At 53.1% G+C, this 20,081-nt stretch carries 18 protein-coding genes; 2 read left to right on the forward strand and 16 right to left on the reverse strand.

The window, feature by feature from the left end:
* Positions 1-10: 10 nt before the first annotated feature.
* The gene (locus tag Q0799_RS09050) at positions 11-829 is read left to right on the forward strand and encodes a pyruvate, water dikinase regulatory protein (RefSeq protein WP_298397377.1); all 819 of its coding nucleotides are present in this window, start codon (positions 11-13) and stop codon (positions 827-829) included.
* Here Q0799_RS09050 and Q0799_RS09055 read toward each other — a convergent pair.
* From Q0799_RS09055 to Q0799_RS09085, 7 genes are read right to left on the reverse strand one after another with little or no spacing between them, the layout of a single operon-like run.
* Positions 816-2,264 (reverse strand): LTA synthase family protein, encoded by a 1,449-nt coding sequence (locus Q0799_RS09055; RefSeq protein ID WP_298397380.1) that lies wholly within the window; start codon positions 2,262-2,264, stop codon positions 816-818. The genes Q0799_RS09050 and Q0799_RS09055 overlap by 14 nt on opposite strands.
* Positions 2,261-3,034 (reverse strand): SDR family NAD(P)-dependent oxidoreductase, encoded by a 774-nt coding sequence (locus Q0799_RS09060; RefSeq protein ID WP_298397382.1) that lies wholly within the window; start codon positions 3,032-3,034, stop codon positions 2,261-2,263. The genes Q0799_RS09055 and Q0799_RS09060 overlap by 4 nt, the downstream gene beginning before the upstream one ends.
* Positions 3,031-3,879 carry a class I SAM-dependent methyltransferase gene (locus Q0799_RS09065; RefSeq protein WP_298397385.1) on the reverse strand — a complete coding sequence of 283 codons (849 nt, stop codon included), beginning with the start codon at positions 3,877-3,879 and terminating at the stop codon, positions 3,031-3,033. Before Q0799_RS09065 ends, Q0799_RS09060 begins: the two co-directional genes overlap by 4 nt.
* On the reverse strand, positions 3,872-4,723 hold the full coding sequence (locus Q0799_RS09070) for a metal-dependent hydrolase (protein ID WP_298397388.1): 852 nt from the start codon (positions 4,721-4,723) through the stop codon (positions 3,872-3,874). The genes Q0799_RS09065 and Q0799_RS09070 overlap by 8 nt, the downstream gene beginning before the upstream one ends.
* A 24-nt stretch (positions 4,724-4,747) precedes the next feature.
* Positions 4,748-5,980 (reverse strand): capsular biosynthesis protein, encoded by a 1,233-nt coding sequence (locus Q0799_RS09075; RefSeq protein WP_298397391.1) that lies wholly within the window; start codon positions 5,978-5,980, stop codon positions 4,748-4,750.
* 11 nt (positions 5,981-5,991) lie between these two features.
* Entirely contained in the window at positions 5,992-6,597 is a 606-nt protein-coding gene (locus Q0799_RS09080; RefSeq protein WP_298397394.1) for a GNAT family N-acetyltransferase, read from the reverse strand.
* The gene (locus tag Q0799_RS09085; RefSeq protein WP_298397396.1) at positions 6,598-7,491 is read right to left on the reverse strand and encodes a hypothetical protein; all 894 of its coding nucleotides are present in this window, start codon (positions 7,489-7,491) and stop codon (positions 6,598-6,600) included.
* A 113-nt stretch (positions 7,492-7,604) separates the two neighbouring features.
* Between Q0799_RS09085 and Q0799_RS09090 the strand changes: the two genes are divergently transcribed.
* Positions 7,605-8,624: a phosphotransferase gene (locus Q0799_RS09090; protein ID WP_298397399.1), complete on the forward strand. Its 1,020-nt coding sequence runs from the start codon at positions 7,605-7,607 to the stop codon at positions 8,622-8,624.
* On the opposite strand, the gene Q0799_RS09095 is transcribed toward Q0799_RS09090, so the two are convergent.
* The 9 genes from Q0799_RS09095 to Q0799_RS09135 all read right to left on the reverse strand — a co-directional run bounded on the left by Q0799_RS09095 (position 8,621) and on the right by Q0799_RS09135 (position 20,081).
* Positions 8,621-10,597, reverse strand: coding sequence for a hypothetical protein (locus Q0799_RS09095; protein ID WP_366940770.1), 1,977 nt, complete (start codon positions 10,595-10,597; stop codon positions 8,621-8,623). The two genes, Q0799_RS09090 and Q0799_RS09095, sit on opposite strands and share 4 nt — an antisense overlap.
* Before the next feature lie 54 nt (positions 10,598-10,651).
* On the reverse strand, positions 10,652-11,608 hold the full coding sequence (locus Q0799_RS09100; protein ID WP_298397402.1) for a KpsF/GutQ family sugar-phosphate isomerase: 957 nt from the start codon (positions 11,606-11,608) through the stop codon (positions 10,652-10,654).
* A 289-nt stretch (positions 11,609-11,897) separates the two neighbouring features.
* Positions 11,898-12,752 carry a 3-deoxy-8-phosphooctulonate synthase gene (gene kdsA, locus Q0799_RS09105; RefSeq protein ID WP_366940772.1) on the reverse strand — a complete coding sequence of 285 codons (855 nt, stop codon included), beginning with the start codon at positions 12,750-12,752 and terminating at the stop codon, positions 11,898-11,900.
* 33 nt (positions 12,753-12,785) lie between these two features.
* Positions 12,786-14,243, reverse strand: a complete 1,458-nt coding sequence (locus Q0799_RS09110) for a hypothetical protein (protein WP_298397408.1) — start codon at positions 14,241-14,243, stop codon at positions 12,786-12,788.
* Between the two features lie 8 nt (positions 14,244-14,251).
* A complete protein-coding gene (locus Q0799_RS09115) occupies positions 14,252-15,814 on the reverse strand; it encodes a hypothetical protein (protein WP_298397411.1) in 1,563 nt (520 codons plus the stop codon).
* A complete protein-coding gene (locus tag Q0799_RS09120; RefSeq protein WP_298397414.1) occupies positions 15,811-16,752 on the reverse strand; it encodes a glycosyltransferase in 942 nt (313 codons plus the stop codon). Before Q0799_RS09120 ends, Q0799_RS09115 begins: the two co-directional genes overlap by 4 nt.
* 36 nt (positions 16,753-16,788) lie before the next feature.
* Positions 16,789-17,052, reverse strand: coding sequence for a hypothetical protein (locus Q0799_RS09125; protein WP_298397417.1), 264 nt, complete (start codon positions 17,050-17,052; stop codon positions 16,789-16,791).
* A gap of 283 nt (positions 17,053-17,335) precedes the next feature.
* Positions 17,336-18,304, reverse strand: coding sequence for a hypothetical protein (locus Q0799_RS09130; protein WP_298397421.1), 969 nt, complete (start codon positions 18,302-18,304; stop codon positions 17,336-17,338).
* A 46-nt stretch (positions 18,305-18,350) separates the two neighbouring features.
* Positions 18,351-20,081, reverse strand: a complete 1,731-nt coding sequence (locus Q0799_RS09135) for a polysaccharide biosynthesis/export family protein (protein WP_298397424.1) — start codon at positions 20,079-20,081, stop codon at positions 18,351-18,353.

The raw sequence follows: 20,081 nt of genomic DNA on the forward strand, positions 1-20,081 counted from the left end.
TCGCCAGACCATGCCCAATCCGATCAAACGCACCGTATTCTTCATCTCCGACGGCACCGGCCTGACCGCCGAAGCCCTCGGCCACAGCCTGCTGACCCAGTTCGAGGACGTCGAGTTCAAGCAGGTCCGCATCCCTTTCCTCGACAGCCTGGAAAAAGCCCAGGACGCCATCGCCCGGATCAACGCCCAGGGCGAGGCCGACGGCATGCGTCCCATCGTGTTCACCACCCTGGTCAACCAGGAACTCGGCGAACTGGTGCACCAGGCTGACGCCTTCTGCCTGTCCTACTTCGAAACCTTCCTCGCCCCGCTCGAGGCCGAACTCGGCCGCAAATCCAGCCACACCGTCGGCCGCTCGCACGGGACCGCCGAAAGCTCGGAATACAAGAAGCGGATCGAGGCCATCAACTACACGCTGGCCCACGACGACGGCATCACCGACCGCGACCTCGAAGAATCCGACGTCATCCTGGTTGCCGTTTCGCGTTGCGGCAAGACGCCGACCTCGCTCTACCTGGCCATGCAGTTCGGTCTCAAGGCGGCGAATTTCCCGCTGATCCCGGAAGATTTCGACCGGGGTCGCCTGCCCGGCACGCTGGAAAAGCACCGCAGCAAGCTGTTCGGCCTGACCATCCAGCCCGAACGCCTGCACCAGATCCGCGAGGAACGCCGTGCCGGCAGCAAGTACGCCTCGCTGCCGAACTGCCGCTACGAAATCGCCGAAGCCGAAAAAATGATGCGTCGCGAAGGCATCCGCTGGCTGGATTCATCGACCAAATCGATTGAGGAAATCTCGGCGACCATCCTGCAGGAACTCAACCTGCGTTGAGGTAATCTTTGGCCAGCGAGTGCAGGGTACACGGGCGCCTTTCGGGGCACCCACCCTTTAGGTTCTGCCAGACGAAATACTCGGTCTGCCCGTCCGGATCGCCAAACACGCGATAGACGGATGGCATGATTGGCACATGGTCTCCATACCAGCAGAATCTGGCAGGACGGGAATGCTCGACCAATGCCGCGCGCAACCGCCCGATCATCGCATCGGCATTGCGCAAATGACGCAGATATACGGTGAGATCGTCGCACCCTCCAGGCGGTGGCATATCGTACAAAGCAGGTAGATCATCCGGCTGGACACGCTCCAGGTGCAGCGGCCCGTGGTTTTCCATGGTGATCACGAAAATGAACAGGGGCTGCGTGGCGCCAGCGAGCAATTCAATCACCTTATCTGTTACTGCCTTATCCGAGACATACGGCCCAGCCCGCTCGGCATCGGCAAATGCCTCGATATCGACGAATTCATCGAAACCCAGATGAGGAAAAACCCGTTGCCGGTTATAGAAGGAAGCTGGATAGGGGTGCACGCAAACCGTGCGATAACCCGCGGCACGAAGGCGGGTAGCCAGCGTTTCCGTCGTAGATGAAAGAATGCACCGGTAAGGATTGAAACGATGCACGCCCAAGGCCGCTTCATCTAGCCCAGCGAGAAAGGCAAACTCGCTGCGAACCGTATTGGCCCCCCAGGCCGGCACCCGCAAGCGCCCGGAGCAAATTGCCTCGGCACAGATATCGTCGAATGTCGCCAGTACATCCCGACGCACCCCTGCCCCCAGTCGTCTGGCATCGAAAAAAGATTCGCTCTGGACGACCACCAGATCGGGAAGGTTCTCCGGCACCTGGAGCGCCGACCAGACATCCACAGGCGCATTCAAGGGCTGTCTTTCGGCCCAACCGTAATCCCACAAACTGGCCAGCAAACCCTCTCGACGCATGTCTTCCAAGGGTTCAAACAGCGGTTGCCCGCCACGCGCGGCGACGACGAGCAACATTGCCCCCAAAGCCAGCACACCTGCGGCCACAGGACGAACACCGACAACCACGGGCTCCAGCCACAGGCCAATCGCCAGCGCAGTAGCCAGCACCAGAACGATGACAAGAAATTTCCACCAGCCAAGAAACGGGATATACAGGCGCGGATGGCGAAGGGCATCGGTAAAGTACTCGAAGTCCTGAAAAACAAAGGGTTCCCGCAAGGCATGGTACTTGGCGTTACTGACCTGAACGATCAACATCAGCAAGGCCAGACCAAGTGCCATGGCAAACCACAAACGGCCAAGCAGCAGCACCAGCAGCGCATGAACCACCAGCCACAGGCCGCCATGCAGCAGGATGCCCCGCCACCGCCACGACCATGGCGCCGGAATGGCCGGCCGTAGGAGGGCAAGCAATGCGAAAGAAAGGACCAGCCCAGCCAACCAACTCATCGGGCAGCGTCACCCCGATAGCCGAGTAGGCTCACGATCCACTGGGAAACGCCAGCCGGGAGTACCGCCAGAAACCAGGTACCGAGATTCAACGGAAACGGGAAACTGATTCTCGCCCGGTTTCTTTCCAAGCCACGGCGGATATAGCGCGCCGCCTTCTCCGGTTGCCAGAGAAATGGCTTGGGTCCCGGCATCGCATTGCACATCGGTGACGAGACATATCCCGGCATGACGACATTGACCCGGATACCCGTCGGCGCCAGCCAGCCGCGCAAAGCCTCGCCATACGCCTTGACCGCCGCCTTGCTGGCGCAATACGAAGGCGTCACCGGCAAGCCGAAATACGCCGCCAGGGAACTGACCAGCACGATCTGCCCACTGCCACGCCTGCGCATTCCGGGCACCGCCGCATGAGCCAGGGCAATGGTCGAACGTATATTGACGTCGATCAAGCCAAGCACATCGTCCCAAGGTTCGCCGTCGCCGCGGGTACCGATATCGGTATTTACGCCTGCATTCAAGATCAATAGATCAACCGGAGATTCGGCATGCAAGGTTTCGAACCAAAGGCGCGACTTTTCGCAGTCACTCAGATCGAGGCCGTGACAAATCACCTCGGCGCCGGCGGAACGGCAATCCACGGCCAGCGTTGCCAAGGCATCAAGCCGGCGGGCGTGAAGATGAAGCTGAACACCGGGCGCCGCATATTCGCGAGCCAGTGCAGCGCCGATAGCCCCCGCAGCCCCGGTAATCAGCACACGCAAACTCACGTCAGACACTCATGCGGCAATTCCGGTTTGCGAAATACTTTCCCCAGATAACGCGCACCACCATGCTGCAAGGCTCGGTGGATCGTCGATCCCGGTGTGGCGGCAAACTCGCGGGCGATTGCCTTGCCCAGCCACATCCGGCTGATCAATGCCTCCTTGCGCGCCTGACTGGCAAGCATCGATTGCGCGACATTCGGCGTAAAATCCTCGGCCTCCACCAGAAGCATGCCACAGCCCGCAAACGCCGCCTCGGTATCGGCGATCATGCCGTCCCCGCGAATATCCACCCAACCAAAACGCCCACCGGGCTTCAGTACCCGCCGCACCTCGCCGAGAAAGGCACTCATGTTCGCGTAGCAGTGCGATGACTCGACATTGATCACCACATCGAAACTATTGTCCTCGAAGGGCAATCGCTCGGCATCGCCCTCGACAAAGCTCAAGCCCTTCACGCCAGCATGCAGACGTGTGGCAAGCCGTACCGCGCTACCCGAATAATCCACACCGACCACCTCGGATGGCTCATGGTAACGACACAAATAGGAACTGCCGCCCCCCCTACCCGATCCCACCTCAAGAACCCGCATCCCAGCGGGAGCGACGCGCTCGGCCAAATATCGATAGAGCCCGATGAAGCAGCGATCCGGCTCGTCCTCCGGCAATAAGGCAAAGGCAGGCTCACCGGAAAGTGGCACCCAGCCGTAGTTCATGAATGTCCATTGGCGGTCGCGCCAATTCATTGCCAGCGCTTGATACCACCACCGCCACAGTCGCTTCTGCAGCCCCGGCGCCAGCGTGCCACGATCCACGGCATCGATGAAACGCCGATACAAGCCATCAAACATTCTCACTCCCCTTGACCCGGCGATTGAAATGACGCTGCCACGGCTTTGCCACATCATCGTCCTTACCAGCCTTCCAGGGATCGAACCCCGGGATGAAATAGCTGACGAAATAAGGCAGGGCCCGCCGGTAATACCCGGGAGAAAAAACGCCGTAACGCCAGATCATCCGGAACATTGCCCGCCAGGAAAAAATCCCCCGTGTCTTGAGAATGTCCCGCATGTTGATCACCAGAGTGCGATGAATATCCAGTGTCGCCAGCAACAAGGCCATGCAGCGCAAGGCGTAACGCTGCCACCCCGACATCTCCGCCGTCACGATCCGGTAGACATCGAAGGCCACGCCCTTGTGCTCCATCTCTTCAAGGCAGTGCCAGGTCCACAACTCGCGATAGGCTTCCGGTGCTTCGGAAAAAACCTGACCATCCCGCAGGACGATGTGCGCCAGCGTGGCTGTCAGATGCTCCAGCGCCACGGTGAATGCCAGTTGATGCAGCGGCGACTTGACCATCGCCAGCTCATCGACCGCCCGCTGCTCCATGCCATCCACCGGGTAGCCCATTTCGCGCAGCCGCTGGTTGTAGGCTTCATGCTCGCGGGTATGCAAAGCCTCCTGCCCCATGAAACCACGTATTTCCTGGCGCAACTTCGGATACGCCTCCAGCTGTGGCAGATAATGCGCCACCGAACGGATGAAAAAACGCTCTCCCGGCGGAAAGAACACGGACAAGGCATCGCAGAACGCCGAGCGATAAGAATCGCCACCAAACCAGTCGGGATCGTTTTTGTCGCCCAGCGCAAAATCAATATCGCGTCGCGGAATTTCGTGATCGACTTCAATAGCCACAGCATTCATCCTGAAAAAAGCCTCTCATTGACGGGCCAGCAAAGATTCCAGCGGAGACACCTCGGCACTCAGCACCTTCACGGCATTGCGGACCGCCAGTTCGATCCCACGGGCGCAATAGAAACCGCCATTGAGTTGCGTGGCGTAAATCACAATCTTCTGGAAACGCCGGAACAATTCGGCATCGGGCTTTTGAGCATTGCACCAGAACGCATCCAGCCCCCCCTGAAAAGTCAGACCGGGCAGATTATAAATGGGATCGCTCAAGCACACCGTCGGACAATCCAGCGCCAGCGCCGCACAACCGCTTGTACTATTTACCGTGACGAGACCGGCCGCATGCCGCAACATGGCATTCAGGTTGCCGCCCTCAAGGAATATCACCCGCCCCGTCACACCGTAGCGTCGCACGGTTGACTCGATCACAGGGGCGTAGGCCAGCAGTCCCATGTCCAAGGGATGATTCTTGATGACCAGGCAGGCTTCTGCCGGCGCATGTGCCGCAAACGACCCAATCACGAAATCGATGACCTCGACCATATCCTCAAACGGCGAGTGATCTCTGATCTGCGCATCGCTGTTCAATTGCAGCGGAAAGATAAAATATGGCACGTTCCGGGACAAGCCTGCCATCCTGCGTTCGCCGGCGCGATTACCCCCCAGGCGGATTCGAGTCTTCCGCCAGAGAAAAGACAGATATTCCACCGCCGCCGGCACGGTGTAATGCGTAGGATAGCTTGGGAACAAGAACATGTTTGCCGCATTGGCATATCGATAAGCTACATCATGCGCAGCGCGGTACATGAAACTCGACTCGAACGCCGTCACCTCAGGCGCCTCTGCCAGATGCTCCCCAACTTGCCAGAACCACGCCGGATCGCGCGGCAGCAAGGAATGCCCGTTCACACCCTCGCGTTCCAGCGTCACCCAGTGCGGACGGAAATAGCCTTCCTCGAATACATGAGTACGCACCCCGCACGCCTCGCCGTGCGCCACCGCCGGTTTGTGGATCGGCCGCCTATCGCCGAACAGGATCTGGTCAGTAATCCCCTCTTCCCGGTACAGACGATCATAAAAATCCCGTAGATCGTCCGCCTCGCCGCGAAACAGGCGAGATTTGCGCACGCCCCAGTAGAGCATGTCACCGGCACTGAAATTGACCTTGCGAACGGCATGCCCATCAGCCAGCAATGCATCGCCGAGACGGGCAAAAAAAGGAGAGCAAACCCCTTGCAGTAACAGAAAACGACGTTTCATACCCGGCATGCTCAAGAAACAGGTTTTCGCAAACGGTCAAAACCGGACACATCGAATGCCGGTTTCAGAAGACCCAGCTTCAGGCGCCGCGCCCGGACGTAACCCAAACTTTCATAAAACTCGCGGGCACCGGCATTCTCAAGATGCACTTCAAGAAAAACCTCAGCTGCCCCCAACAACCTCGCCTGCGCCTCGGCCGCCAGCATCAGCGCTGAAGCCACGCCTCGCCGCCTGGCCCACCGCGACACCTTGAGGCCGTACACATAAAACCCGAGATGCCGTGTCCTCGCCTCGAAAAACCGGAACAACACGCATCGCCAGAGCCCCGAAAAAACCCCGAAGCTTCGACAAAACGCCCGAAGATCCGGCGCGTAAGGTCCAGCACCGCCATACTGAAAACCGAGATACCCGGCCGGCACACCGTTCAATCGCGCAACGAGTATCCGCTCCGGCACAAGCTTGTCGGCAAACACCGCCTGCCGCGACGCCCGGTCACCGAGAAAAAAGCGCAGCGATCCACGTCCACGGGCCACCATCTCCCTGAAGGCGCCACCACGATCATCGGTCTCGCTCAACAACGCCACCGAGACCTCGCCGGACTTTCTTTCATCGACCATTTACGCTATCGCCCCACGGTAGTCGGCAGCCAGCGCCTCCACCCCTGCCAGAAGGCGATCCGGCCAAGGGTAATCGGCAGGCAATCCGAGCAGCCAGTCACGATGCACCATCCGAACCTCAACGGGGACCCGTTCAATACCCAGTACCGTCGCCACCGCAAGACGATGCTTGGCACCGGGCAGCACAATAACCTCCCCCAGGGGGCCAATCGCCACGCCGATCTCGCGCTCGCCCAGGCTGACCGTCCAGTCACGCACCGCCGAAGGCGCATCGAACCCGGGCTCCCGTTGGCGAGCGTCCGACAAGGGCAGGACACCATGCCGCCCGATCGACTCGAACAAACTGACGAAGCGGTGGTAATACTGATCAAGCAACGCCCGCGAATCGATCAGAGTCTTGTTGCGACGGAAGTAACGCCCCTGGGCCAGACGCGCACAATCCTCACGGTATACCCCGGCCTTCTGGAAATTCAATCCTGCCGCAAAAATCGAACGCGCTTCCTGCATCGTCCGTGTCGCCTCGGCGTCAATCAGCAATGGCGCCCAATCCCCGTTGAAGAGGAAAAAATCGGCCGTATGGACCACACGCCCACGACAGCTTACCCAGTCATGCAAGCGAACGCCGAGCGCTCGGGTCGGCAGATTCAGCTGCAAACCCACCGGCAAGGCAGTCAGCACCCAGGAGACCGGCAAGGAAAACCCGGCACAGGCCGCCCCAACACCAACAGCGCAGCTCAAGCGCCGGGCCAGCCAGCGCTGCCGAAACCCCGGCGGCAACAAGCGGACAAACTCACGACCGGCCAGCAACGACAACTTCTGCAAGCGAATCCAGCCACGGATCGACGGTGTTCTACTGCCCTTGCGCAGCGGCAGGCACTGAGCAACACGACTCACGCTATCCCCATTTCCCGCCAATCCCAATTCCTCTCCGGCAAAACCCATTCTCGCAAAGCCGCCTATAATCCGGCATTCTAACGTTTCGCCGCAGCCCGCGCCGCACTCGCCGCATGAATCCGACATTGAAGGACCTGCTTTCCCCCCGAGCCACGATCATCCAGGTCACGCGCCGGGCCAGTTTTGAAAAGCGCATCGTCGAGTTCAATGACGCAAAATACGTTCTCTACAGCTTCCCCAACCGGCAGCTGGCCCGGCGTTTCACGCAGATTCTCAACAACCGTGACGCCAACACCGGCTTGCAGCGCATCGCAGCAAGCTCAACCAGCAAACTGCCCGGCTGGCTGGGCAGCAACTGGGTGGCACTTCATTACGAAACCGGCGAACAAATCCCGAACAAAAATATCGACCCGGCCATTTTTTCCTCACTGGGGCAGGCACTCGCCCGCCTTCACCGGCTACGCAACAATACCCGCGCCCACCTGCTGATTCCCCCGTGGCACGACGTCTCCGGCGCCTATTCATCACTGATGCAGACAGTCGAGCCGGCACAAGCAAAATGGCTGGAGGACAGCCAGCAACGGCTTGGCAAGATCACGGAATTCAGCCTGACCCACGGCGACCTTCACCCAAAAAACATCATCGTCACGCCCAGTGTGCAGGCGGTACTCATCGACTATGAATTCCTTGCCTACGATCTGGCCGGCATTGAGCTTGGTACGCTATTGCTGCGCCCCTTCTGTCGCACGGAAAAAAACCGGACAAACCTGTTGCAGGCCTATCTCGCCAACTGTGACGAAATTACCTGTCAACTCTGGCAAACTCACTGGCCCGACTTCCTTGTCGCTGCCGCCGTAAGGATTTCAGCACAACGTGATCGTCGCCACCGGATCATCAGCCAGCGTCACAAACGTCTGAGCTTGTTCGGAAAACTCCCCCTGCCCCAATCCTTCCAGGCTCGTATTACCAGCCAGCAAAGCACCCAGGCCGAAACCATCCGCCGAACAGCCGACGGCAGCAAACTGCATCTTGAAATCGCCAGCAAGCTTGTCAGCTTGATCTGCGAGGGTGGTGTTTCGGATTCATCGACTCTGGTCACCGAATGCTTCCGAAAACCCACGACCAAGAATTAACGCTTGTAAAGCCGCAACACCACACGCAACGCCCTACGCCATAACGGCAAGGTCGTTGGCCCGCTTTCCCGCCAGGCCAGCAACTCATCCAGCGCCCGCTCCGGCGTTGTAAAGCGCCCGGTTGTCCGGCTCACATACGCGGGATAAAGAATCAAGGCCCCGGCGACCAACTCGTCCAGCGCCAAGCGTCGCGTTCGCCGAGCCACCGGGGCAATATCCTCGGTCAGCCCCCAGCCGGCATAAAACGGCTGCCCGTAGCAAACGACTCGTTTGCCGCGCAACAAGGCCTCGAAGCCTGCCAGCGAGGTAATCACATGCACTTCATCCACCTGCGCCAGCATCTCGCCCATGCTGGCATCCGTCACCTGTTCATCGCACCATTGCAGCGCCTGCTTTTCATCCTGCCCACGCACCCGCAAACCGGCCAATACATCCGGGTGGGGCTTGTACACCACCCAGGCATTCGGGTTCGCCACCCGCACTGCGCGCAGCAGGTCCATGTTCCGCCGTACCTGACAAACGCCCTCCGGTGCGCCAAAGGCGATTGAAGCATCGGTTTCCACCTGGCCGGGAACGAGGATCACGCGCGCCTTGCCCGGCGGGCGTTGCCAGCCCCCCGAGCCCACGTTGTACTTGGTCAGCCCGGCAGCAACGATGCGCTCCCGCAAAGCGGCTGCGCGCTTGAGCAAGGCTTCGTCAAAAACATGCGATTGCAACAGCGACTCCAGCGTCGACGGCCGCGTCGCGTCGTAATACATGCCCTGCGTATCCATTACCCACGACAAAGGTCGAACCAGATCAGCCCCCAGCCCGACCGAGCGCAGGAAGGCATCCTCCAGACATATCACCGGCCGCTGCCCGAGCAATGCCAGCCCCTTCGTTCCCCAGGCAATCACCATGGCGCCGTCTGGCACTTTTTCCAGCTTCTTGACGAAATGCACACGGCTGCCCTGGCAATAATCCCGGATGATGGGTTTCTTCCAGTCCGAGAAACCCACCGCATACAAATCTGCCGGAAAGCGCGTACGCATCCGCCGCTGCAACCCCATCCACTCGATCACGCGCTCCGGTTCGCAACGTTTCCCGGTTTCGGGATCGACATAATGCGGGTAATCGACCAGCGCAGCATGAACGAGGTTTTCCAAAGGAACGGGACGCCGCCGCGCCGGCGCAGGCAGTTCATCCTCAGTCAATCCCCAGCCGGCATAAAACGGCATGCCGAAGGTACGAACGCGCTTACCCCACAACAAACCTTCGAAACCCATCTGGGAAGTCACGACATAAACCGCCTCAGCACCGGCAATCAGACTGGCTGCGTGCACATCCTCGCCAAGTACCAGAATACGAGGATGCTTCTGCAGGGCAACAACATCAAAATGCCCCTTTTTACGCCCCAGCATGACTTCCGGATGCACCTTGAGAACCACCGTTGAATCGGGATTTTCAGCCAAGGCAGCGTCAAGCATGTGGGTAAACGAGACGGCATCGGCCAGACCATAACGAATCGAAGCATCACCAAAAGTTTGGTCCGCCACCAGCACATAAGGCTGGCGCAGCGACACCGAAAGATCGCGGGCGTAGTTGTACTTGGAAACCCCAGCTACGCGCCAAGCCTGCACCAAGGCCAATGCCCGTTGGGTAGCAGCCGGAGACAAGGGCCGCAATACCAAGGCCTCCAAGCGAGAAGGCCGGCTGGCATCGTAATAAATACCCAAGTCGTCCACGACCAGGGACAGCGTCTGTTCTGTCGGCCCGACACCGACAGATCGCAAAAAGGCATCCTCAAGCGACCAATAAGGTAAGCCCAAAGCTTCCGCCAACTCATGCGCGGAGACAGCCGTCGGTTTCATACCCCAACCTGCAACCGCCTGTGCACCTTGCTCTCTACCACGTCGAAAGCGCAACACGGGTTGCCCGATCAATTCGGGCAACCCGGCAATTTTTTCTATTCCACGAGATGTGATCAGAATCACAAAATAATCTTCAAATACAAAGATGGAAGCGTTATGGTCACACTCAGAAAATCTTCACGCAGACACCTGATCACTAAGATCGTAGATCTGCAGCACACCAACTACTTTGCTCGCCTCATCCAAAACGATCAGCGAATTTACTTTGGCTTCGCGCATCCGATGTTCTGCCACGGAAAAACGTTCTTGTTGATCGATAGACAACGGGTTAGCCGTCATCAAATCAGCCGCCGACATCCTCAAAGGATCATCCGAACGATCAAAAGCCCGCCGAATATCGCCATCAGTAATAACCCCCTGAAGAACGCTTCCGTCCATGACGATCGCCAAACCCAATCTCCCTCGGGTAATGGTATGAACGACATCCTTGAAGCATTCACCTTTGCTACAGAAAGGCAAGGCTCCTCGATGCATCACATCCGCCACACGTGTCAGTAACCTCCGGCCCAAACTACCGCCCGGATGAAAACGGGCGAAGTCCTCCGGCTGAAAACCATTCAATGTCGAGAGGACAACGGCAAGCGCATCGCCCATCACCAAGGTGGCTGTGGTCGAACTGGTCGGCGCTAGATTGTTGTTACATGCCTCCCGCGGAACCGAGACATCGAGCAACACATCGGCGTAGCGAGCCAGGGTCGATTCCGGTTTTCCGGTCATGGCAATAACCGGATTCTTTTGGTGCTCCATGAATGGCAGCAAGCGGATCAACTCTTCTGTTTCTCCGCTATTGGAGATCATCAAAACCACGTCGATAGGCTTAATCATCCCCAAATCGCCGTGAAAGGCCTCACCGGGATGCACAAAGAATGACGGGGTCCCTGTAGACGCAAGCGTCGCGGCAATTTTCTTCCCGATGATGCCGGATTTTCCCATACCGACAACGACAAGCCTGCCGCGAGCCTGCCTGATGATTTCGATGGCTTTTGCAAAATCGCCATCGAGACGCGCAGCCATGCCTTGCAAGGCTTCAATTTCAGTAGCAACTACCTGCCGGGCCAACTCGACTGCATCCATTTTTCCATCCCCATTTACGGTTGCTTATTGGGCAACCTCGTTCATTGCCGAGACAAATCTATCGCCCGAATTAAAAAATACTGTCATCGCCAACACCGGCAGTCTGATCGAGCGTCACACCCGCCTGCTCCGTCAATTGGCGACAAGCCAATTCCTTATCCTTACGCCAAACTGGAAGAATGAAATCCCCGAATCGTTGACGCGCTTCCGCAAGGTTGGGGAGTGCCGTGCTGAAACAGCGAACCATACCGCGCCGGAATAACTATCGCCACACGTTGCATAGCGCCGCCTATTCGATTACCAGCGGCGGAAACGACTTCACCAGATCGTCAACTGCCTTCACCTGGGCAAGGAACGGCTCCAGCAAATGCAACGGTAAAGCGCTGGGGCCATCACATTTTGCCTCATTAGGGTTTGGATGCGCTTCAAGAAAAAGCCCGGCCAAACCAACCGCCATACCCGCACGAGCCAGATCGAGCACCTGACTTCGCCGACCACCGGAAGCCAGACCCAAGGAATCACGTTGCTGCAGCGCGTGTGTAACGTCAAAGATAATGGGCAAATCGCCGCAAACTTTCTTCATTACGCCGAAGCCCAGCATATCGACCACCAGATTGTCGTAGCCAAAGCACGTTCCACGATCACACAAGATAAGCTGATCGTTACCTGCCTCCTTGAATTTCTCGACAATGTTCAATACCTGCGTGGGACTCAGGAACTGCGGCTTCTTGATATTGATTACACGCCCCGTTTTGGCTAGGGCTACCACCAGATCAGTCTGCCGCGCAAGAAACGCCGGCAGCTGTAGCACATCGACCACTTCAGCCACCGGAGCGGCTTGCCAAGGTTCATGTACATCGGTAATTATCGGGACACCGAACTCCGCTTTGACAGCTTCAAAAATTCTTAGCCCTTCTTCAAGCCCTGGCCCTCGATAGGAATGAATAGATGAGCGGTTGGCTTTGTCAAAGCTGGCTTTAAAAACATAAGGTATATGGAGCTTATTTGTAACTTGAACAAATTTTGCGCAGGTATGTAATGCAAAATCCAGTGACTCTAGTACATTAACGCCACCGAAGAGAACAAAAGGATTGTAATTTTCTACGCTAAAATTTCCACAAATCTTAATCACAACCTCCTCCAAATTATTAAGCTGACCTAAAGAAATCAAAAATCACTACGGACAGTTATCGAAAAACGTGATGTCAGGAAAAAATCCATGCACAACTGCCATGCTATTAATTTTCACTATCTTATCGATAGCATCAGGCAAAAAATAGACTCTGGCAAAAAGAGAGTCGCGATGACCAATCTTTATATTTACAGCTTGGAACGTCAAAACGTAGCGGCCACTTTTTTCAATAACCTTATTTGACTGATAATATCCTGCATTACCAAATGCCCCCAAACTAAGAGTAACTGATCCCTGATCAATTTCCACATCTAAATAACAAGTAACAAAATGCCCTTCCTTAAATCGAGACTTTAGCAGGAAACCAAGCTCCCAATTAATGTAAACATTCTTTGAATCTAGATAATTTGCTGAAAAACCAGAAGTAGCAAAGTAGCTCAATTTCTGGCCATTTGGGACACGAACCCATAACCCTTCCAAAAGAAAGTCATTATTCTTTAATAAAACATCATGGGAATTCGGAAGGCTCAAGTAAGACAGCCCAGTCATCCCCGACTTAGGCAATAATGGGAAAAACCTATCCCCATCATATGAACACAATACGCCCGACAGCGCGCCAACCGAATTATAATATCCAACATCTCTTATGAAATAAGCTCCCGGTAATTCCACAGTATGCCGACGTTGCCAACTCAATGCGGTAGAAGAGTCACGTTGGGACAAATACCGATAGGGAATTGATTGCTTATTAAAAACCGCATATTTTCTATTTTCTCGCAAGACTCCGATTTGAGGGGTTTGATCCTGAAAGCTTAGTTCAAAATTAGAAAACCTTCCCATTAAGTCAATAACTTCATAGATCTTAGCGACATTCCGCCCGAAAGGCATTGCATGGTCATCAGTATCAAGCGTATAGATGAGTAGCTTCCTAATAGGCGTTGAAGAGCCTAAAATTAATTCAACGTTAGCTACATCGATTGGTGCATGGCCATGCACAATGCACATTACTGAGTCGTAAACAGAATTATCAAGAAGAGACTCAATTTGAACCGCCCCGCCGTTGCTTAAAACTTTCAGCATGTTTTTATTAAGCTCATGCCAACCATAATCAAGTGATAGATCCAAGCTCACCTGTGGATTGCATGCAAGACAATTGACATTGTTCAATACAGAAAAATGAATCGCCGCATAACCCGCCATCGACGATCCAAATATATATATATTTTTACGATCAAACCGGGAAAAAATTTTACCTAAAATTGAATTATAAACTTCACCCTTATCTTCATCTAAATACCACGTATTTTTTGGATCGGTAATAAACAGAAGATTTATATTTTGTTCCTCAAGAAAGGCTCTCAACAAAAAATAGCGGTTTTTCTGGTTATGGGCACTGAGCAAAACAAGAAGCTTATCGGAATTATCACAAGGGACGAATAAATATTTTTTCCCCAAAAGAGTATCTTCATACTTTGAAACAACTGAATTCAAATCAGCAATCATAGCGGTTTTCAACATAGTTTAGCTATTTGGCGCAGTAACGGATTCTTGCTATCAGCAAAGAAACGTTTAGGGTCACGCTTAAACTTTCTCCATTTTCGCTCAAATGACGTAAGTGTGATTTGATTTGTAGCCGCAACATTTTCAAGCATGTTATTACCCCCCCTATCAGACACGGTTTTACTTATCACTTCCGGGGCTGCAATCATATTATTTTCAACTGAAGGCTTTCCCTTGATAGATAACTTTATGTAATCGAATGGCGCAAAAATTTTTCGCAACTGTATTAAACCGGACTTATTTTTTGAAACTAATGAATAAACCAACGATTTGACAAGAAACAATTCAAAACGATCAAACTCATCGAGGGTTAATGAATAAGCTTCACGATTGTGGTTAATTACATGCTCGACAGCTTGATCGATATGGTTAACATCGAAATCAATAGTGAATCCTTTATTTCCGAAAAAAGGTTCACCTAGAGTAATTGGTTTTATACCGTGCCAAGCTGCCTCTATACCCGATTGGGAATTGATAATTACCACACAATTTGATTGATCAAACAATTCCTCTAGACTGTGATCTTCAACAATCAAGAGACGAGAACCTAAATAATCTGAAAAATTCTCTCGAAGAAAGTCGGCTGTAACAGGGCTTTTTAAGTTTGTCTTTTTATTTTCCCAGGGGTGCGCTTTAAAAACAATTTTTTTATCGGATTTATCCAATAGCTTTTGGATAAACTCCGAATATATTGCGATCGATGAAAACGCTCCTCCATGGTAGCCAATAATTGAAAAGTCATTAACAACCTGCCCTATCACCAAGACAAATCCGTCGGCGTCGAACAGATAACGCCCTGTGGGCGCTGGCTGTTTAACATTCAAATTATCCGAAAGAATATATTTATTTATTGCCTTAGCCCTATCCTTCTCCCACGTATCCGATTCAACAAAAATAGCATCATAGTAATTTCTAGACGACAACAATGATGCATTAGGTAATGATGAAAATCGTTCTTCACAATAATAGTCGTTCCCTGTAAAAAACGTCTCAAGTATAAAAACCCTAGTTGGAGTTAGTTTTAATAGCTCAATGAGAGACCTGGAATAAATAAGCGACCCCGAAAATATAAGCGCACCATCATAAACCGGCGCTGTTTCTAGATATTTTCTCCAGTGTTTAATCCAAAATGCAGCTGCCGATATATTTAAAATTAGCGCTGATCGATGTTTATCAAAAGCGAATTGAAAAACATTGTTTTTAGTAAAAACTTTTCCATATTTTGCAAATTCCAAATCCGCTGCCAGATATGACAACAACTCCAGCCTACATACATCAAATAAATTAATCCCATGAACTTGCGCCTCGAGCAGCATGGAAAAATCGAACTGAGAGTAGACTTCGTTCTCTGCACTAATCTCCGATGGCATTTTTCTATAATCACCGTATTTTGCAATCAAGTGATTTAACTTGGAATATTGCACGTATTCGTGCTTACCTTCCTCCATAAAATCATGTATTGACTGAAAATTTTTTCTGTTCACATGCAATGAGTCGGGAGAGAAAAACCTCATTTCAAAAACTCCTCATAAATTTCGCAGTTCCTTAGAACAGATTCTTTCCAAGTTATCGCTCGACTCAACTTTGACTCTGAAAAACAATTTCGAAAAATTCGTTCAATCCAAACATTATCACCAGCATTTGAATTTATTTTCTCAGCATCCCGCTTTGGCGACATAGAAAGAATGATTCCATTAAAGTCATCCTGCACCATATCGTATGCCATGCCCACGGGGTTGCAAATAATGGGTGTTGCGCTAGCAACCGCTTCAGGAATATTTGCAGGCCCGCCTTCATGAAGACTGGCCATTAATAGAAAATCTGCAGAGTCATAAAGATGACGATAGATTCGATATGGCAATCGCTCATATGTCTTGCATTCAAAGCCAAACTTTTTTAAATAATATCTATCAATTGATCGATCTTGACCAACAAGAGTGAATGAAAATTTAGAATTATCAAGCCACTGAAGTAGCTCAATAAAATATGCTTCGCCTTTTACTCTGCGGCCATATCGTCTAGATGTAACTAGTATGTTATATTTTGATTTTATTTGTTTTTGCTGCGCACCGGAGAAAACCTCAGGATTATAACCATGAGGCACTATTACTGTTTCTAACAACCCTTGTTTTTGCAGATAGTTCTTCTGAAGCGAGTTTAGGCAAATTATTTTTTTTGCCTCAGAATATCTTGGATGGAAACTTTCATAATTTAGCCAGCCATCACTATCCATTAAATCGTGATGCACAGTTACAACCGAATTAGCTTTTAACCTTCTCTCCAAATGTGGCCGATGGTAATGCCATATATCGGCTTCATCTATTGGATCTTTTGATTGGACATGAGTTATATTTCCAGGAGAGAATTTTTTGAAATATGAAATTATACTTTCAAATATCCCACTGCGCACTTCTTGCGACATAACATGATTAACAATAATTTTTTCGGCCATCTTATTCCAACCATTCTATGTTTGCATTATTTCTATTCAGAAAATAATAGATAAATCTTTCACTACGCTTTTAGAAGACACACGGGATCCAACAACAATTTGGTTAGGCACCTCTTCTGGTTGAATATTATTTCCCACAATATAGTTAGGCTCCATTTCAACTCTTACGCCAACTGCAACTCCCAGTTTAACTAGGTTATTGATGATTTTATTGCTGACAGCCTCATCAGGAACGTATAAAGCCGGCTTTTCTGTTTGCAAGGTTTCCGCCCACACTTCATAAGACGTGAATCTTGGCATTATCGTGCAGCATCCCATATCGCAACGTTTTCAATATAATTTGTATTATATGACATGCCAAAAGACAAAAAACAAACATAAAATTTGTTCACGTCGAGCCCAACTAAATTGACGTCGATATGATCAGCATCGGATATTTAGACACGCTTTCCAATAAAATATATAAAAACAAAGCAAATATATATTGCTATCTAATATTTTATTTTGATAATACTGTGCCAGCCTTCAAAAATTTGGCATTTTGATTAAATCCGCGTTCTTGAGCATGCGCGTTTTCCCTTCTTTACAGACCAATCCCCCCCTCGCTGCAATTGCGATCTGATAAACCATCTGCTTCAGATCCTTGGCAATTTTCCCGAGATTTCACATCCACCTTGGGCAGCACCAACACTTCATCACCAGCAACGATCTCGGCACGTTTGCCTTCTTCAAAACTACCGTCACGGTGCGCTACGACAATGCACGAGGTATCGGCATTTTTCGTATAGCCGCCAGGCACCTTGATGTAGTCGTCAAGGTCGTATCTATTGTCGAAAGCTAGCGCGTTCGGGAATAGCACTTCGCCGCCAATCAGGACCAGGCCATCCTTGGCGTGAATTTTGATCACGTCTCCGTTTTCCAGCAGCAGGCCATTGCGTTGCTCGGCTTTGGAAATAACGACTTGGCCGGCCGGCTCGAGTGACTTTGCGCGCTCGACCCATTTGAGAATCGGATTTGCTTCTTCTGTACGCAATTCTCCTTCTGTGGTAGTGCCGGATCTTGCGGTCAACACTGCAGATTCGAGTGTTTTCAGTGAAACCGCCAGCATCTGCTTCTGGCGCTCCTTGGTGGAGAGGCGGAACAGTTGGGGTTTTTCCGAATCGGAACGTTCGCTGTACTTGATTTGCTCCATCAGCTCCCCCAGACGGGCGCCATAGGGCAGAACATACTCCTGGGCGCTCAAGTGCTCGCCCACGACACGTACGGTAATCGTTCCCGGCTTTTTGTCGGCGGTGAAGTCTAGCGCATCGCCATTCATCAGTTCGACCCGGTATGCCTGATCGAGAGAGAAGTATTCCGTATTGGTCACATCGCCTGAGTTTCGAACTACCCGCACATGCGTCGAAGTCGGTGTGGGTTTGGCCATCTCGATCAGATCCGCCACTGTCCGCCGCTCGCTGGAAAACCAGTAGAGTGTGCCGGCAAACCCTGTGGCAAAACCCTCTGGCTGGCTATTCAGCGTTTGCGAGACTTCGTCGAGAGAATGGAACATATACAGGCAACTAATTATGTAATGCGCTTAATGGAGCGTTATGGGTTTAAAGTCCAATCACCACCCTCGCCGCAATCGCGATCTGATAAACCATGGTCATGATGTCTTTGGCAATCTCACGCGACTTGATATCCACCTTGGGCAGAACGAGTATTTCGTCGCCTGCCAGAAGCGTGGCTTTCTTGCCCTCTTCGAAACTACCATCGCGGTGAGCCACAACCACCCGGGAGGTGTTGGCATTCTGCGTATAACCACCGGCTGCCTTGATGTAGTCGTCCAGGTCAAGTTTCTTGTCAAAGGCGACGGCATTCGGGAAGAGGACTTCACCGCCGACGAGGACCAGGCCATCCCGGACCGGAATGCGAATGATGTCGCCGTTTTCGAGCAGCAACTGATTACGTTGGGCGGCCTGGGCGATCAAGACCTGGCCGACAGGTTCGATGGCTTTGGCGCGATCCACCCATTGCAGGATCAACTTGGCTTCTTCGGCACGTAGTCCGGCTTCGCTGGCTGTCCCAGAGCGGGCAGTGAGGACCGTCGATTCGAGTGTTTTCAGCGACATCGCCAGCATCTGCTTCTGCCGCTCCTTGACCGAAAGACGGAAAAGTTGCGGCTTATCCGACTCGGAACGGTCGCTGTAGCTGATCCGGCTCATCAATTCGCCCAGGCGGGTACCATAGGGCAGGACATATTCCTTGGCGCTTTCGTGCTCGCCCTCAACGCGCACGGTGATCGTGCCGGGCTTTTTGTCGGCGGTGAATTCGAGATCGTCGCCATTCTGTAGCGCGATTTCACCAGCCTTTTCCAGCGGGTAATACTCGGTATTCGCAACGTCACCGGTATTTCGGACGACGCGCACATGCGTGGTCTCGGCCCTGGGTTTGGCCAACTTGACCAGGTCGGCCACGGTTCTGGCCTGCCCGCTGAAGAATTCGAAACGCTTGGCATTGGCGACCAGGCCGCGCACATTGACCGTGGACTGACGCGGCGGGACGAAAATCACGTCGCCTTCCGCCAGCTGGACGAGCGGAATGCGGCCTTCGATCAGGAAATCATAGAGATTGACCGTCGCCCGGGTCAGATTGCCGCGCTTGACTTCAACCTTGAGGAAGGAACCGCGGTCGGCATCGATACCGCCAGCCTGATCAAGATAGGAGAGTAGGCTGTCCATGCTGGTGCCATTGTACAACCCGGGTCGGTTGACGTTGCCGCCAACGAACACCCGCACCGGCTGGGGAGCCGCCAGGCTGGCGTAACTGTAGACATTGGCCCGGAAAACCTTGCGTACAGCCGCTTCAACTGCGGCCTGTAAGTTCTGGTTGGCCACGCCGAGCACCCGTACCGGCCCCACATGGGGCAGGAAGAGGTTGCCCTGAGGATCGACCTCGACCAGGCTGTCAAACTGGAAACCGCCCCAGATCCGCACCTGGATCTGGTCGCCGATCATGATGGCGTAATCGGGGTTGAAACGCCCCGGACTCTGTTTGGCAAACGCGCCGGTGAAAAGATTGGCACCAAACACCTCGCTGCGTTCGTTGACCGCATGCGCACCGCTGGCCGGATTGCCCTGATTGCTGGCAACCTTCGCAGGATCGACATTCCGGTTCGCCTGCGCGATGGCCGGCTCGCGGATGACCGCACCGGTATTGCCGGCCTGGCTGGCGGTAATCGACAGCGCACTGGATGGCCTGAGCGACATGCTGTCGTCCGCCGCGATGGCCGAAGCGGCAAAGCACAACCCGGCAATGCAAAATAATTTCTTGAGTGTCATGGGCAT

The sequence above is a fragment of the uncultured Azonexus sp. genome, assembly GCF_937982035.1.
GTDB lineage: Bacteria > Pseudomonadota > Gammaproteobacteria > Burkholderiales > Rhodocyclaceae > Azonexus.

What these genes read in the sequence shown, in the direction of transcription:
- Q0799_RS09050 (WP_298397377.1), top strand. Translation starts at nt 11, where the DNA reads ATGCCCAATCCGATCAAACGCACCGTATTCTTCATCTCCGACGGCACC.
- Q0799_RS09055 (WP_298397380.1), bottom strand. Translation starts at nt 2,264, where the DNA reads ATGAGTTGGTTGGCTGGGCTGGTCCTTTCTTTCGCATTGCTTGCCCTC.
- Q0799_RS09065 (WP_298397385.1), bottom strand. Translation starts at nt 3,879, where the DNA reads ATGTTTGATGGCTTGTATCGGCGTTTCATCGATGCCGTGGATCGTGGC.
- Q0799_RS09075 (WP_298397391.1), bottom strand. Translation starts at nt 5,980, where the DNA reads ATGAAACGTCGTTTTCTGTTACTGCAAGGGGTTTGCTCTCCTTTTTTT.
- Q0799_RS09080 (WP_298397394.1), bottom strand. Translation starts at nt 6,597, where the DNA reads ATGGTCGATGAAAGAAAGTCCGGCGAGGTCTCGGTGGCGTTGTTGAGC.
- Q0799_RS09090 (WP_298397399.1), top strand. Translation starts at nt 7,605, where the DNA reads ATGAATCCGACATTGAAGGACCTGCTTTCCCCCCGAGCCACGATCATC.
- Q0799_RS09100 (WP_298397402.1), bottom strand. Translation starts at nt 11,608, where the DNA reads ATGGATGCAGTCGAGTTGGCCCGGCAGGTAGTTGCTACTGAAATTGAA.
- Q0799_RS09110 (WP_298397408.1), bottom strand. Translation starts at nt 14,243, where the DNA reads ATGATTGCTGATTTGAATTCAGTTGTTTCAAAGTATGAAGATACTCTT.
- Q0799_RS09115 (WP_298397411.1), bottom strand. Translation starts at nt 15,814, where the DNA reads ATGAGGTTTTTCTCTCCCGACTCATTGCATGTGAACAGAAAAAATTTT.
- Q0799_RS09120 (WP_298397414.1), bottom strand. Translation starts at nt 16,752, where the DNA reads ATGGCCGAAAAAATTATTGTTAATCATGTTATGTCGCAAGAAGTGCGC.
- Q0799_RS09125 (WP_298397417.1), bottom strand. Translation starts at nt 17,052, where the DNA reads ATGCCAAGATTCACGTCTTATGAAGTGTGGGCGGAAACCTTGCAAACA.
- Q0799_RS09130 (WP_298397421.1), bottom strand. Translation starts at nt 18,304, where the DNA reads ATGTTCCATTCTCTCGACGAAGTCTCGCAAACGCTGAATAGCCAGCCA.
- Q0799_RS09135 (WP_298397424.1), bottom strand. Translation starts at nt 20,081, where the DNA reads ATGCCCATGACACTCAAGAAATTATTTTGCATTGCCGGGTTGTGCTTT.